The sequence below is a fragment of the Streptomyces caeruleatus genome (genome assembly GCF_001514235.1).
In the GTDB taxonomy this organism is placed as follows: Bacteria; Actinomycetota; Actinomycetes; order Streptomycetales; family Streptomycetaceae; genus Streptomyces; species Streptomyces caeruleatus.
The window spans coordinates 943303-957792 of the sequence record NZ_KQ948924.1 but is presented as its reverse complement, the minus strand read 5'-3'; the positions used below and the strand labels follow the sequence as shown (position 1 = coordinate 957792).

9 protein-coding genes and 2 pseudogenes are annotated in these 14490 nt (G+C 71.5%); 5 read left to right on the top strand and 6 right to left on the bottom strand.

Annotated elements, in window-relative coordinates:
- Nucleotides 1-124 precede the first annotated feature (124 nt).
- Nucleotides 125-1672: an NCS1 family nucleobase:cation symporter-1 gene (locus AQJ67_RS04195; RefSeq protein ID WP_062716576.1), complete on the top strand. Its 1548-nt coding sequence runs from the start codon at nucleotides 125-127 to the stop codon at nucleotides 1670-1672.
- A gap of 76 nt (nucleotides 1673-1748) precedes the next feature.
- On the opposite strand, the gene AQJ67_RS04190 is transcribed toward AQJ67_RS04195, so the two are convergent.
- On the bottom strand, nucleotides 1749-2417 hold the full coding sequence (locus tag AQJ67_RS04190; protein WP_062716575.1) for a hypothetical protein: 669 nt from the start codon (nucleotides 2415-2417) through the stop codon (nucleotides 1749-1751).
- A gap of 161 nt (nucleotides 2418-2578) precedes the next feature.
- Nucleotides 2579-3044 (bottom strand): annotated as a pseudogene (locus AQJ67_RS44675) (carboxymuconolactone decarboxylase family protein); the annotation flags it as partial.
- A 52-nt stretch (nucleotides 3045-3096) separates the two neighbouring features.
- On the opposite strand from AQJ67_RS44675, the gene AQJ67_RS04180 reads away from it, so the two are divergent.
- Together AQJ67_RS04180 and AQJ67_RS48930 are read left to right on the top strand one after the other, a co-directional pair.
- Complete coding sequence (locus tag AQJ67_RS04180) at nucleotides 3097-3558, top strand: transposase (RefSeq protein WP_244190353.1); 462 nt, start codon at nucleotides 3097-3099, stop codon at nucleotides 3556-3558.
- 134 nt (nucleotides 3559-3692) lie between these two features.
- Nucleotides 3693-3773: pseudogene (locus AQJ67_RS48930) on the top strand (DNA-binding response regulator); the annotation flags it as partial.
- Here the strand turns inward: AQJ67_RS48930 and meaB are convergent.
- The 4 genes from meaB to AQJ67_RS04160 all read right to left on the bottom strand — a co-directional run bounded on the left by meaB (nucleotide 3743) and on the right by AQJ67_RS04160 (nucleotide 11388).
- A complete protein-coding gene (gene meaB / locus AQJ67_RS04175; RefSeq protein ID WP_062716573.1) occupies nucleotides 3743-4786 on the bottom strand; it encodes a methylmalonyl Co-A mutase-associated GTPase MeaB in 1044 nt (347 codons plus the stop codon). The pseudogene AQJ67_RS48930 and the gene meaB overlap by 31 nt on opposite strands.
- 5 nt (nucleotides 4787-4791) lie before the next feature.
- A complete protein-coding gene (gene scpA, locus AQJ67_RS04170) occupies nucleotides 4792-6966 on the bottom strand; it encodes a methylmalonyl-CoA mutase (RefSeq protein ID WP_062716572.1) in 2175 nt (724 codons plus the stop codon).
- Nucleotides 6966-8768: a methylmalonyl-CoA mutase subunit beta gene (locus AQJ67_RS04165; protein ID WP_062716571.1), complete on the bottom strand. Its 1803-nt coding sequence runs from the start codon at nucleotides 8766-8768 to the stop codon at nucleotides 6966-6968. Before AQJ67_RS04165 ends, scpA begins: the two co-directional genes overlap by 1 nt.
- Nucleotides 8769-9123: 355 nt before the next feature.
- Nucleotides 9124-11388: a peptidoglycan recognition protein family protein gene (locus AQJ67_RS04160; protein ID WP_208614908.1), complete on the bottom strand. Its 2265-nt coding sequence runs from the start codon at nucleotides 11386-11388 to the stop codon at nucleotides 9124-9126.
- A gap of 278 nt (nucleotides 11389-11666) precedes the next feature.
- On the opposite strand from AQJ67_RS04160, the gene AQJ67_RS04155 reads away from it, so the two are divergent.
- Complete coding sequence (locus tag AQJ67_RS04155; protein WP_062716570.1) at nucleotides 11667-13493, top strand: gamma-glutamyltransferase family protein; 1827 nt, start codon at nucleotides 11667-11669, stop codon at nucleotides 13491-13493.
- A 127-nt stretch (nucleotides 13494-13620) separates the two neighbouring features.
- Entirely contained in the window at nucleotides 13621-14466 is an 846-nt protein-coding gene (locus AQJ67_RS04150; protein WP_062716569.1) for an inositol monophosphatase family protein, read from the top strand.
- Nucleotides 14467-14490: the final 24 nt, after the last annotated feature.

Genomic DNA, 14490 nt, shown 5'->3' with positions numbered 1-14490 from the left:
CACCCGACCCCCCATCCTTGTCTCCCTCCCCGCGGTCCCGGCCTCCCCGCCACCCGCCCCGGGGAGGGAGGCGGGGCCCCCGCACGGCCCATCCCTCCCGTTCCGCACGTCGATTGGCCTGCTCATGACCGACACAGTTCCCACGGGGTCGCCGATATCCCAGTCCGCCGGCACCGGCGGACGTATCGAACTCGCCCCCGAGGCCTTCCCCGCCGACAGCCCCTTCGCCAACGAGGACCTGCGTCCCGTCCCGGTCGCCGAGCGCAAGTGGACGACGTACAACTTCGCGGCCCTGTGGATCTCCATGGCCCACTGCATCCCCAGCTGGACCCTGGCCTCCGGTCTGGTCGCGCTCGGCATGGACTGGAAGCAGGCCGTCTTCACCATCGCCCTGGCCAACGTCATCGTGCTGCTGCCGATGCTGGCCACCGGGCACGCCGGTCCCAAGTACGGCATCCCGTTCCCGGTGCTGGCGCGGGCCTCGTTCGGGCTGCGGGGCGCCAACATCCCGGCGCTGATCCGGGCGGCCGTGGCCTGCGGCTGGTTCGGGATCCAGACCTGGATCGGCGGCAGCGGCATCTTCGCGCTGGGCTCCAAGCTCACCGGGGGCGGCTGGGAGAACGCCGGGAAGATCGCCGGGAACCCGTGGCCGCTGTGGCTGTGCTTCCTCCTCTTCTGGGCGCTGCAGATCGCGATCATCTACCGGGGGATGGACTTCCTGCGGCACTTCGAGAACTGGGCCGCGCCCTTCGTGATCGTCGGCGCGCTTGTGCTGCTGATCTGGATCGCGGTCAAGGCGGACGGGTTCGGCGCGCTGCTGGACCAGCCGTCGAAGCTGGGCTGGGGGGCCGACTTCTGGCCGGTCTTCTTCCCGTCCCTGATGGGAATGATCGGTTTTTGGGCCACTCTGTCGCTGAACATTCCTGACTTCACGCGCTTCGGCGCCAGCCAGAAGGCGCAGACCTGGGGTCAGTCCCTCGGTCTGCCCACGACGATGACGCTGTTCGCGATCCTCGCCGTGCTGGTCACCTCCGGCTCCGAGGTCGTCTACGGCGAGGCGATCTGGGACCCGGTCGCCCTCGCGGCCAAGACGGACAACGCCTTCGGGCTGCTCTTCGCACTGGTCATCGTCCTCGTCGCGACCGTCTCCGTGAACATCGCGGCCAACGTCGTCTCACCGGCGTACGACCTGGCCAACCTGGCGCCGAAACTCATCAACTTCCGTACGGGCGCGCTGATCACGGGTGTCGTCGGGATTCTGATCTTCCCGTGGAAGCTGATCTCGACGCCCGAGTTCTACATCTTCACCTGGCTCGGCGTGGTCGGCGGCCTGCTCGGCACGGTCGCGGGCATCCTGATCGCCGACTACTGGGTCGTCCGCCGTACGGTCCTGCACCTGGCCGACCTGTACACGCCCGGCGGGCGTTACTGGTACACGTCCGGCTGGAACTGGCGCGCGATCGTCGCCTTCCTCGTCGGCGGCGTGCTCGCGGTCGGCGGCTCGTACTCGGGCGTGGGTGCCGACGGGACGAAGACCGGGCCGTTCCCGACGGACGGACTGATCCCGTTCCTCAAGCCGCTGGCCGACTACGGCTGGGCGGTGGGCCTGGGGGCCTCGCTGGTGCTGTACGTGGTGCTGATGGCCGGCCACCGCGAACGCACCGCCGCCTGAACCGGACGGCTGCGGAGGACGGCTGGGCAAGGACGGTTGGGGGAGGACTGCTGTGGGGGACGGCTGTGGAGGGCGGTCAGCCCTTCTGGCCGTCCTCCAGGGCGGCAACCGCCTCCCGGGCCGCCTTGATCGCCCCCTTGTTGATCTCGTCCGTGTCGGGCGCCTTCTTCGACTCGAAGTCGCTGCCGCTGTACGTGATGGAGACCAGCGCGTTGGACACGCGGACCAGCACCACGCCCTCGCGGGTCTGCTGCTTGTCCTCGGTGGAGAGGTTGACGACCGAGTACCCCGAGTCGCCGATGCCCGGGACGGCACCGCCGCCACTGCGGTCCGCGACACGCTCCTTGTAGGACTTCTCGGCCGCCTCGTCCGACTTGGTGATCTCGAAGGACACGTCCAGCCACCGGTAGTCGTAGCCCTTGAGCGCGTTCCACGAACAGGTGCGGCGCAGCTCGGAGTCGGTCGACGGGATCTCCTTGCCGGCCGTCTTGGCGCCCGGGACGAGCGCCTTTATCGACTTCGGGCCCAGGCTGCCGCAGGGTGAGGGAGCGGCGGCGTACGTCTTCGACACGGCCGCCGTCGCGGGTGCCGTGGGCGACTCGTCGCCGCTCTTCTGGGTCGCCTGGTCCTCGGCCGCCGGTGTCGCGGCGAACGGTCCGGACGACAGCGCCCAGCCCGCCGCGGCGAGCACGACGACGGGCGACAGACGCGCGGTGAGGGCGAGCGGCAAAGGCAGAGAACGCACGGCGCACTTCTCGTGGGGGACGGTGCGGAAGGAGTCCGCACTGCGGACGGGACGCCAGTGTCACATGACTCCCTGTGGGGCGGAAGTGCCAACTCGCTCCGTGCTGACGCCATTACAGAAGGGCCGTGGGAACGCGGTAATTACGGGGTGCCCTGGGCGAATTACATGGCCTCCTGGGCGATTTGCGCGCAGATAGCGCTTTCAGTGCGGTCCACCGCCACAAAGGCGCCGTACGCGACGAGATGCACCAGACAGTGGTCGGTGTGCCCCTGGAGGGTCTGCTCCACCAGGTCGTGGTCGTCGGCGTCCAGCAGGCCCGCGCCCCGCATGGCCGCCCTGAGCAGCGCCGCGTACGCGATCCCGACGGGCGTGCCCCGCGCCCAGGCGGGGGCCTCACCGGGATCGACGGGGTCGAGCAGCTGGAGGGAGGTGCCGGGGCGGGCGGGACGGCGCACGGTGCGGGCGAGGGTGCGGCCCGCCAGGCTGCGGTACCGCCCGGAAACGCTGGGCGCCCGCCGGCAGCAGGTTCTCGGTCAGCAGGGCCGACGCGATCCGGTTGATGAACGGCTCCAGGGCGGCGCCCGGCACACGCGTGTGCTCGCCCCACGCGAGTGCACGCGCGTGCTCTCAGGGCGCGGGAGGCGAACCGGCGCGAGGACTGGGGCGAGAGACCAGCACCATGCTCGCCCGTACCTACGACCTCATCCGGTTCGAGAAGCTGAACATCAAGAACATGACCCACTCGGCGAAGGGAACCGTCGAGCAGCCCGGCAAGAACGTGGCGCAGCAATCCGGCCTGAACCGGGCCAACCTCGCCCAGGGCCGGGGCCTGCTCCGGCAGCGTACCGAGTACAAGGCCCCCGGTCGGGTCGAGGACGTCCCCGCGCCCTACACCTCCCTGCGGTGCAGTGCCTGTGGGTGGATCGACAGGAACTCGCGCAAGAGCCAAGCCGAGTTCGAGTGCGTATCCTGCGGCTTCACCTGCCACGCGGACACCAATGCGGCAACCAACGTCGCGGCAGGACAGGGCGGGATCTGCCGCCCCCGGCGCACAGCCGGTGCCGGAGGGGTGACAACGGCCACCAGCCGTTCGAGCACCCGTGAACCTCAACCCAACTGGGTTGGAATCCCCCTCTTTTAAGAGGGGGAGGATGTCAAAGGGCTGACGTCGCTGTCACTGGGGCGGGCTTCAGGGCCCGCCACATCGCCGCGGACCCGGACCTGTCGGGAGCCCGCGTGGCCCCCCGGCCTGGAGTGCCTGACCCGCCGCGAGCGGCGATGACGAAGCTGGGCGCCCGGGACCGCGCCCAACTCGTGGTGTTCGCCTACGCGTCGGGGCTGGTGGCGCCGCGCAGTCCCGACGCGTCGGCGCTCTGACCCCGTGCCCCGTGCCCGTCACCGAACGCCGCGAGGATCCGCTCGGCGGCGAGTGTCGCCGTCAACTCGCCATTCCTGACCTGCTGTTCGAGCCCCGGCGTGACCGCCCGCACCGACGGGTCGGCGTGCAGCCGGCCGAGGAGCTCGTCGCGGACCATGGTCCAGGTCCAGTCGACCTGCTGGTCGCGGCGCTTGGCGGCGAGACGGCCCGTGGAGTCGAGCAGGGAACGGTGCTGTTCCAGGCGCTCCCAGACGGTGTCCAGGCCGATCGACTCGCGTCCGCTGCAGTGCAGCACGGGCGGGGTCCAGGCGGCGTCCTTGCCGTGCATCAGCCGGAGCGCGCCCGACAGTTCGCGCGCGGCGGCCTGAGCGTCCCGCTCGTGCGGGCCGTCCGCCTTGTTGACGGCGAGCACGTCGGCCAGTTCCAGGACGCCCTTCTTGATGCCCTGGAGCTGGTCGCCGGTGCGGGCCAGCGTCAGCAGCAGGAAGGAGTCGACCATGTTCGCGACCGCGGTCTCCGACTGGCCGACCCCGACCGTCTCCACCAGCACCACGTCGTAACCCGCCGCCTCCATCACCACGATCGACTCACGGGTGGCCTTCGCGACACCGCCCAGCGTGCCGGCCGTGGGGGAGGGGCGAATGAAGGCGGCCGGGTCGACCGACAGGCGCTCCATCCGCGTCTTGTCGCCCAGGATCGACCCGCCCGTACGGCTCGACGACGGGTCGACCGCCAGGACCGCGACCCGGTGACCGAACCCGGTCAGCATCGTGCCGAACGCGTCGATGAACGTCGACTTGCCGACGCCCGGCACCCCGCTGACCCCGATCCGCCGGGCCTTCCCGCTGTACGGCAGCAGCTCGGTCAGCAACCGCTGGGCCAGCACCCGGTGCTGGGGCCGGGTGGACTCGACGAGGGTGATGGCGCGGGCGACGATCGCCCGCTTCCCGTCGAGAACACCCTTGACATACGCATCGAGTTCGATCGCCATGGGGCTCAGACGCCGTGCCCGAGGTCGGCTGCCAGCCGCTCCACCAGGTCGTGGGCCGCGTCCGGGATCACCGTCCCGGGCGGGAAGACGGCCGCCGCGCCCATCTCCAGCAGTGTCGCCACGTCCTGCGGCGGGATCACCCCGCCGACCACGATCATGATGTCCTCGCGGCCCTCCTCGGCCAGCGCCTCCTTGAGCGCCGGTACGAGCGTGAGGTGCCCGGCCGCCAGCGACGACACCCCGACGATGTGCACGTCCGCCTCGACGGCCTGCCGGGCCACCTCGGCCGGGGTCTGGAACAGCGGGCCGACGTCGACGTCGAAACCGAGGTCGGCGAAGGCGGTGGCGATCACCTTCTGGCCGCGGTCGTGGCCGTCCTGGCCCATCTTGGCGACCAGGATGCGCGGGCGGCGGCCCTCGCTCTCCTCGAAGGAGTCCACGAGGGTACGGGTGCGGTCCACGGACGGCGACTCCCCGGCTTCGTTGCGGTACACGCCGGAGATCGTACGGATCTGGCTCGCGTGCCGCCCGTACACCTTCTCCAGGGCGTCGGAGATCTCCCCGACGGTGGCCTTCGCGCGGGCCGCGTTCACCGCCAGCTCCAGCAGGTTGCCCTCACCGCCGGCCGCCCGGGTCAGCGCGTCCAGCGCGTCCCGGCAGGCGGTCTCGTCCCGCTCCTCGCGCAGCCGCCGCAGCTTGGCGATCTGCTGGGCGCGCACGGAGGAGTTGTCGACCTTGAGCACGTCGATCTGTTCGTCGCTGTCGACGCGGTACTTGTTCACGCCGATCACCGGCTGGCGACCGGAGTCGATCCTGGCCTGGGTGCGGGCCGCGGCCTCCTCGATGCGCAGCTTCGGGAGGCCGGCGTCGATGGCCTTGGCCATGCCGCCGGCCGCCTCCACCTCCTGGATGTGCTGCCAGGCGCGCCGGGCGAGGTCGTACGTCAGCTTCTCCACGTAGGCGCTGCCGCCCCACGGGTCGATGACCCGGGTGGTGCCGGACTCCTGCTGGAGGAGCAGCTGCGTGTTGCGGGCGATGCGCGCCGAGAAGTCGGTCGGCAGGGCCAGCGCCTCGTCGAGGGCGTTGGTGTGCAGCGACTGCGTGTGGCCCTGCGTCGCGGCCATCGCCTCGACACAGGTGCGCGTGACGTTGTTGAACACGTCCTGCGCGGTCAGCGACCAGCCCGAGGTCTGCGAATGGGTGCGCAGCGACAGCGACTTGGAGTTCTTCGGGTCGAACTGCTTGACCAGCTTCGCCCACAGCAGGCGCGCCGCCCGCAGCTTGGCGACCTCCATGAAGAAGTTCATGCCGATCGCCCAGAAGAACGACAGCCGGGGCGCGAACGCGTCCACGTCCAGGCCGGCCTCCCGGCCCGCCCGGATGTACTCCACGCCGTCCGCGAGCGTGTACGCCAGCTCCAGGTCGGCCGTCGCACCCGCCTCCTGGATGTGGTAGCCGGAGATGGAGATGGAGTTGTAGCGCGGCATCCGCTGCGAGGTGAACGCGAAGATGTCGGAGATGATCCGCATCGACGGCTTCGGCGGATAGATGTAGGTGTTGCGGACCATGAACTCCTTCAGAATGTCGTTCTGAATGGTCCCGGCCAGCTTCTCCGGCGGTACGCCCTGCTCCTCCGCCGCCACGATGTACAGCGCGAGCACCGGCAGCACGGCGCCGTTCATCGTCATCGACACGGTCATCTTGTCCAGCGGGATGCCGTCGAACAGCTGCCGCATGTCGTAGATCGAGTCGATGGCCACGCCCGCCATGCCGACGTCACCCGTCACGCGGGGGTGGTCGCTGTCGTAACCCCGGTGCGTGGGCAGGTCGAAGGCGACCGACAGGCCCTTCTGACCGGCCGCCAGGTTGCGGCGGTAGAACGCGTTGGACTCCTCGGCGGTCGAGAAGCCGGCGTACTGGCGGATCGTCCAGGGCTGGTTGACGTACATCGTCGGGTACGGGCCGCGCAGATACGGGGCCATGCCCGGGTAGGTGCCGAGGAAGTCCAGGCCCTCCAGGTCACGGCCGGTGTACAGCGGCTTGACCGCGATGCCCTCGGGGGTCTCCCACAGCGGCTCGTCGCCGCCCGTGGCCTGCTTGACGGCCGTACGCCACTCGTCGGCGCCGCCGCCGGTGGCCGGGGTCCCCAGTTCGATCCCGGAGAAGTCGGGGATTCCCATCAGGACACTCCCATGCGGTCGAGGGTGGCGGACAGCACGGCGACGGCGTCACAGCCCGCGAAGACGTAACTGTCGACATCGGTGTACTGCCCGGGCCGGCCCGCGAGGAACACGTGCGTGGCGCCCGCCGACCTGAACCCGGCGGCCACGGCCGCGGCCTGCTCCTCGTACAGGGCGTCACTGGAGCACAGGCACACCTCGGTGGCGCCGCTCTCCTCGAAGGAGCCCTCGGTGACGGGCTCGATGCCGCCCGCCTGGAACAGGTTCGAGGCGAAGGTGAGGCGCGCGGTGTGCGCGGCGGCCGGGCCGAGCGCGGCCAGGAAGATCCGGGGCCGGGAGCCGGTGGCGGCCAGGTGGGCGTCGGAGCGGGCGCGCAGCGCCTCGTACGCCTCGTCGCGGCGGACCCGGGGGAGACCGCCGGACCGGGGTGCGGGCGCGGGCTCGCGCTCCACGGGCGGCTCGGAGAGGTACGGGAACTCGCTGACGCCGGTGACGGGTTCGCGCCGCTTGGCGAGCTTCCCGGTGCGTGCCTCCCAGGTCTCGGCCAGGTCCTGGCGCAGCTGACCGGAGCGCAACACGGCGGCCTGACCGCCGGCCCGCTCGATCCGCTGGAAGAACTCCCAGCCCGCACGGGCCAGTTCGTCGGTGAGGGACTCCACGTACCAGGAGCCGCCCGCCGGGTCGATCACCCGGGCGAGGTGCGACTCCTCGATGAGGATGGTCGAGGTGTTGCGGGCGATGCGCCGCGCGAACGCGTCCGGTAGACCGAGCGCGTGGTCGAAGGGCAGCACGGTCACCGCGTCAGCGCCGCCGACCCCGGCGGCCAGCGTGGCCACCGTCGTGCGCAGCATGTTCACCCACGGGTCGCGGCGCGTCATCATCACCGGCGAGGTGACGGCGTGCTGCACCTGAGCCGTCGGCGCCCCGCACACCTCGGTCACCCGCGCCCACAGCCGGCGCGCGGCGCGCAGCTTGGCGATGGTCAGGAACTGGTCGGCCGTGGCCGCGTAGCGGAACTCCAGCTGCGCACAGGCCTGTTCGGCCGTCAGCCCGGCCTCGGTGAGCTCCCGCAGATACGCGACGCCGGTCGCCAGCGAGGAGCCCAGCTCCTGCGCGGCCGAGCCACCGGCCTCGTGGTACGGCAGCGCGTCCACGGTCAGCGCCCGCAGCCCCGGGTACTCCTCGGCACACAGCCGAGCCAGCGCGGCGACCGGTGCGAACGCCGAGGACTTTCCGGTACGGGCCTCATGGCCGAGCGGGTCCCCGCCGAGGTTGCCGCGCGCCGCCTCCTTGGCGACGCCGCGCTCCCCGTACAGCCGCAGCAACTCGCGGGCGGCGGGCTCCACGTCGGCTCCCGCGTCCAGGGCGACGGGTGCGAGGTCGAGATAGACGCCGTCCAGGACCCGGCCGAGCGACGACACCGGGATGCCGCCCTCGCCGAGGACCAGCCAGAGCGAGGTGACGCCGTTCTCCAGGTCCGCGAGCGCCACACCGTCCGCGACCGCCGTGTGCCGCTGCCGCAGATCCCAGCCGCCGACCGTGTTGCCCTCGGCCCGGGAGCCGCGGACGAACGGGGCGAACCCGGGCAGACCGGGGTCGGGCGCGGCGTCGCGCGCGGTGAACAGCGGACGGGTACGAAGCCCGTCCTCCAGAGCTGTGGACAGGGCGTCTTCCGCTGCCGCGCCCGAGACGTCCTTGCCCGACTTGCGCAGCACACCTTCCACCAGGTGTTGCCACTGCTCATGGGTTGCGTCAGGGAACTCGGCGGCCAGCGAGAGCCCGTCGTCAGGCAGAACCGTCATGCTCGGATGCTAGGTCAGATCGACAAAGGAGCAGCAGAGGGCACGGCTGTGACCTTTCCCTCTCCGACGCTGTGACCTGGGTCTCCGGGGTCTCCCGGGCGGTGTTTTCCGGGCGCTGGATCGCCGTGGGCGGGGCAGAAGTGACGCCGGACGATCAAGCCCGCTGCAGGGCCTCGCCGGCCTCCGCGTTACCGGAGGAGGCGCTCAACACCGTGACGTGCTCGACCTCGGGGTCGACATACGGAGGGTGAACAGGGCCGGGCCCGGGTCCCGCCTGACCGACCAGGCGGGACCCGGGCCCCTGGACCGTATGTCCCTATGTCCCCATGTCCCTCGTTGAACGGGGACCGCGGGGCTACTTGATGTAGACGAGACCGTCGGTGGTGATGGTGGGGCGGCCGCTGGTGCCGACCACGACGATCTTGACGGTGTGCTTGGCGCTGCTGGACCAGGTCTTCGTCCAGATCGCCTGCCGGTAGAGGGTGGTGGAGGATTTCACGTCGACCGTGCTGACCTTGACGCCGTCGACGTAGACGTAGACCTGACCCGAGCTGGAGGCGCGGGAGGCCACCCAGGAGGCGGAGCGGCCCGTGAAGGTCCAGGTGAGGCTGGCGCCCTTGGAGCCGCTGGAGTACGACTTGCCGCCCAGGTAACTGGTGGAGGAGCGGGTCGTCCAGCTGCCGGACTTCACCGCCGAGGTCTCCTGAAGGATCACCGGGCTGTAGGCGGGGGAGGAGGTGCGGTAGTTGCCGGCGTAGTCGTAGGCACGCATCGACCAGGTGGTGGCCGTACCGGACTTGGCCGTCCTGGCCGAGCTGGTGGTGGTCGGGCCGTATGTGGCCGTGGTCGGGGCCAGCAGCTTCACGGAGCTCAACGCGGCGTTGTCGGTCGCCTTCCAGCCGAGGGTGACCGGAACGGCGGCGGTGTTGACGGTGCCGGTGCGCAGGGACAGCTTCGGCGTGGTGGTGAAGGTCGGTGCGGTCGTCTCCGCGACGACGTTCAGCGCGGCCGTGGTCACGGTCCTGCCGGACTGGTGCACCGCACGCACCGCGACGGTGTGGCTGCCCAGGGGCAGGGTGGTGTTCGCGGAGGTGGCGGTGCCGGAGGTGGTGGCGGCTGTCTTGCCGTCGACCAGCACCTGGAAGCTCTTGATCAGCGAGGACGGCGTGGTCGCCGACCAGCGGACGGTGACGGCGCCCTTGGTGTAGTACGTCGAGCCCGAAAGGCCCGCGCCGGTGAGCGAGGTGACCTTCAGGCCCCGCACCGGGCCGGCCGCCCAGGTGCGGATCGTCGGCAGCTGGGCGTAGAGGGAGTTGCCGGGGCACTGGGTGTTGTAGCCGTCGCGGTGGCCGGAGATCCGGTTGAAGGTGTACTTGGTACCCGCGGTGTAGCTGGTGCCGAAGTAGTTCTTCTGGGTCGCGCCCGCGGTGAGCTGGACGGTGCCGGCCGGGTCGGCTCCGTACTGGCCGAGCTTCCAGGCCGCCACGCGGGCGACCGCGGTCAGCGCGGGGTCGGAAGCACCGGTGGAGGTGTACTCACCGAGCACCGCGATGCCCGCCGACTCCCGGTTCCAGCCGTAGGTGTGAGCACCGAGCACCGGCAGGTCGATACCGCCCTTGCGGCCCTCGAAGACCGTGCCGCACTTGTCGACCAGGAAGTTGTAGCCGATGTCGTTCCAGCCGTTGACCTGCGTGTGGTAGGCGTAGATGCCGCGCACGATCGAGGCGGAGTCGGCGCAGGAGTAGTCGTTGGCCCCGTCGGTGTGGTGGACGAAGACCGCCTTGACGTCGGCGTTGTACTCCGAGGGGTCCGGGCTGAGCGACTCGTCGGCGCCCCAGCCGGCCCGCGAGGTCACCGGCGGCTCGGGCACGGTGGACGGCGGCGCGGTGGGCGTGGTGGCCGACGGCTCAGGGGACGTGCTCGGGGACGTAGAGGGGGACGCCGAACCGGTGGGCGTGGGCGTGGGCGTGGGCGTGGGCGTGGGCGTGGGCGTGGCCGTGGCCGTGGTCTCGGTCGGCGTCGGCGACGTGGTGGTCGGGTCGTCCGTCGGCGTCACGGTCGTACCGTCGGTGGGCGTGGCCGCCGGGCCGGTCTCCGCGGCGACGAACGCCGCCGGCTCGGTCGCCTTCGTCTCGGCCTCGGTCACCACGCCCGGATCGACCAGGTTGACCTCCAGGCCCTTGGGCAGCGCGCCGGTGGTGCCGTCCTCGTGGACGACCTGGACCTGGACGCCGTCGGAGGGACCGACCCACAGCGGCTCGGACGCGCCGCGCATCCCGGCCTGCGGGTCCTCCGGCGGGTCGATGTTCACCTCGAGGTCCCGCCAGGCGCTCCACGCGCCGCCTTCCATGTCGCGGGTGCGCACCTGCGCCGTGCCGTCGAGCCGCTTGACGGCTCCCGCCCAGGACACGCCGACCAGCGAGAACTGCTCGGTGTCCGTACGCGGAAGCTCCCGCTTGCCGACCGTCGCCCCCTTCAGGGCGAGGTCGTAGACCTGCACCGGCCGCTTCGCCCGTCCACCCGCGCCCGGATCGCCGGACGGGCTGGCAACCGCGTAGGTCACCACACCCGCGCCCCCCACCACTACCCCGCCGAGCGTCAGCCACGCCCGGCGCTTCAAGCTCAACGGTCTGTACGCATGCGACGTACGACGACTCACGACGAACCCACCCCAGTAGAAGGCCCAGAGCCGCCGAAAGGGCCAGGGCCACGAAGAAGTCACCTGAGGCACACCCGACACACAGGCGGCCCGCCATACCCAGCGAGCCGCCTCCGGGAAACATCACTCGGTTCCAGATCTTGGTGACGCAGATCACTCCGTCGCGCGATTCCCGGAATCGGGCGGCGGCGCTCGGGGGTGCTCAGCCAGGGCGCATGGTGATCGATAGCCTGCTCCCTATGTTCACCACCCGCCCGACCCTCCAGGGCACCTTCGGCATGGTGTCCTCCACCCACTGGCTCGCCTCGCAGTCCGCGATGGCCGTACTGGAACGCGGGGGCAACGCCTACGACGCCGCCGTGGCCGGCGCGTTCGTGCTGCACGTCGTCGAGCCGCATCTCAACGGACCGGCCGGTGAGGTACCGATCCTCCTCGCCCCGACCGGCGGCGAGGTACGGGTGCTGTGCGGGCAGGGCGTGGCACCGGCCGGGGCGACCGTCGCGCACTACCGAGAGCTCGGACTGGACCTCGTGCCCGGCACGGGACCGCTCGCCGCCGCCGTGCCCGGCGCGTTCGACGCCTGGATGCTGCTGCTGCGGGACCACGGCACCAAGTCGCTCGCCGAAGTACTGCAGTACGCCATCGGATACGCCGAACACGGCCACGCGCCCGTGGAGCGCGTCGGCGAGACCGTGGAGACCGTGCGGGAGCTGTTCGAGACGGAGTGGACCTCGTCGGCCGAGGTGTACCTGCCCGGCGGGAAGGCGCCCAGGCCCGGGGAGCTGTTCCGCAACCCCGCCCTTGCCGCCACCTGGAAGCGGCTGCTCGACGAGGTCGCCGGTGCCGGGGACCGGGTCGCGCAGATCGAGGCCGCGCGGGAGGTGTGGCGCACCGGGTTCATCGCCGAGGCCCTCGTACGGCAGGCCCAGCGGCCCACCATGGACACCAGCGGCGAGCGGCACACCGGCACGCTCACGGCCGCCGACCTCGCCGCCTGGTCCGCGACCTACGAGGCGCCGGCGACGTACGACTGGAACGGCTGGACCGTGTGCAAGGCCGGCCCCTGGAGCCAGGGACCGGTCCTCCTCCAGCAGCTCGCCCTGCTTCCGCCCGAGTTGCCCCGGTACGGGTCCGCCGAGTACGTCCATCTGCTGGTCGAGGGCTGCAAGCTGGCCATGGCCGACCGGGAGGCCTGGTACGGCGACGCGGCCGAGGTGCCGCTCGCCGAGCTGCTGTCGGACGAGTACAACGCGGCCCGGCGGGAGCTGGTCGGCGAGAAGGCCTCCCACGAGCTGCGGCCCGGCAGCCCGGGCGGACGCGCCCCGCGCCTGTGCGCCCACGCGCGCGTGGTGGCCTCCGACGAACCCGGCTTCGACGTGCTGGGCGTGGGCGAGCCGACCGTCGCCAAGAGCCCCACGTCGCCGGTCCCGGGCGAGCCCGACGTCTCCGCCGACGGCGCCACCCGCGGCGACACCTGCCACCTCGACATCGTCGACCGCTGGGGCAACATGATCGCGGCCACACCCAGCGGCGGCTGGCTCCAGTCCAACCCCGTCGTGCCCGAACTGGGCTTCCCGCTCGGCACCCGGCTCCAGATGACCTGGCTGGAGGAGGGCCTGCCGAACTCGCTCACACCGGGACGGCGGCCCCGTACGACGCTCACGCCCTCGATCGCCCTGCGCGACGGCGTGCCCGTCATGGCCTTCGGCACGCCCGGCGGGGACCAGCAGGACCAGTGGCAGCTGCACTTCCTCCTGGCGGTCGCCCTGCGCGCCCCGGTCCGCGGCGGCCTCGACCTCCAGGGCGCGATCGACGCCCCGAACTGGCACAACGACAGCTTCCCCGGCTCCTTCTACCCGCGCGGGATGCGCCCGGGAAGCGTCACCGTGGAGTCCCGTACGCCCGTCGAGGTGGTCGAGGAACTGAGGCGGCGCGGGCACGAGGTGACCGTCGGGGACGACTGGTCGGAGGGGCGGCTGTGCGCCGTCGCGCGGGACCCGGAGACCGGGGTGCTGTCGGCGGCGGCGAATCCCCGGGGGATGCAGGGCTATGCGGTCGGGCGCTGAGGGCAGGCCCCGGACGCCGAGCCCCGGGGTCTGACCTGCTGATATCCGCCCCTCGTGTTCATGTCGATGCCATCCGCCGGCCACCCGGCCGGCGGGGATTGTCAGTGGGGCGTGCTCTCATGGAGGGGTGATCGAAGAAAACGAAACCATCGACGAGTTTCTCGGCAGGCACGCGGCAGACGTGGAAGAAGCGGTCCGCCAGGCGGCCGCGGCCGAGATCATGCCCCGCTTCCGGCAGCTGGCCGACCACGAGGTCGACCAGAAGGCCGGACCGCACGACCTGGTGACCGACGCCGACCGGCTCGCCGAGAAGCACCTCACCGAGGTGCTCGGCGCGCTGCTGCCCGGCTCGGTCGTGGTCGGCGAGGAGACGGTGGACGCCGACCCGGCGTCGTACGAGGCGCTCCAGGGCGACGCCCCGGTCTGGATCGTCGACCCCGTCGACGGCACCCGCCAGTTCGTGCACGGCGACACCGGCTTCTGCACGCTGGTGGCGCTCGCACAACGCGGCGTCGTGCTCGCCTCCTGGACCTACGCCCCCGCCCGCGACCAACTGGCCACGGCGATCCGGGGCAAGGGTGCCTACCTCGACGGCGTGCGGCTGCGCTCCGGCGCGCCGGAACCCGGCCGGGACCTGGACGTCGCCACCTCCCACCCGGACTACACGACCGACGAACAGAAGCGCCAGCTGCTTGGCCTGTGGACCGACGGGGTCCGGCCGCGCCCCTGCGGTTCGGCGGGCCTTGAGTATCTCGCCGTCGCCCGGGGCGAGTTGGACGCGACCGCGTTCAGCTGGGACCTGGCCTGGGACCACGCCGCGGGCATCCTCCTGGTCGAGGAGGCGGGCGGCGCCCACCTGACCCACGCGGGCGAACCCTTCCGCATCACGGGCGGCAACGCGCTGCCGTTCACCACGGCCCGGGACGCGGCCACGGCTCGCCGGGTCGCCGGACTGCTGGCGGCAGGACGCTGATCGTCCAGGAGCTCGGCCCGGCCC

What these genes read in the sequence shown, in the direction of transcription:
- scpA (WP_062716572.1), bottom strand. Translation starts at nt 6,966, where the DNA reads ATGGGAATCCCCGACTTCTCCGGGATCGAACTGGGGACCCCGGCCACC.
- AQJ67_RS04195 (WP_062716576.1), top strand. Translation starts at nt 125, where the DNA reads ATGACCGACACAGTTCCCACGGGGTCGCCGATATCCCAGTCCGCCGGC.
- AQJ67_RS04165 (WP_062716571.1), bottom strand. Translation starts at nt 8,768, where the DNA reads ATGACGGTTCTGCCTGACGACGGGCTCTCGCTGGCCGCCGAGTTCCCT.
- AQJ67_RS04155 (WP_062716570.1), top strand. Translation starts at nt 11,667, where the DNA reads ATGTTCACCACCCGCCCGACCCTCCAGGGCACCTTCGGCATGGTGTCC.
- meaB (WP_062716573.1), bottom strand. Translation starts at nt 4,786, where the DNA reads ATGGCGATCGAACTCGATGCGTATGTCAAGGGTGTTCTCGACGGGAAG.
- AQJ67_RS04180 (WP_244190353.1), top strand. Translation starts at nt 3,097, where the DNA reads ATGCTCGCCCGTACCTACGACCTCATCCGGTTCGAGAAGCTGAACATC.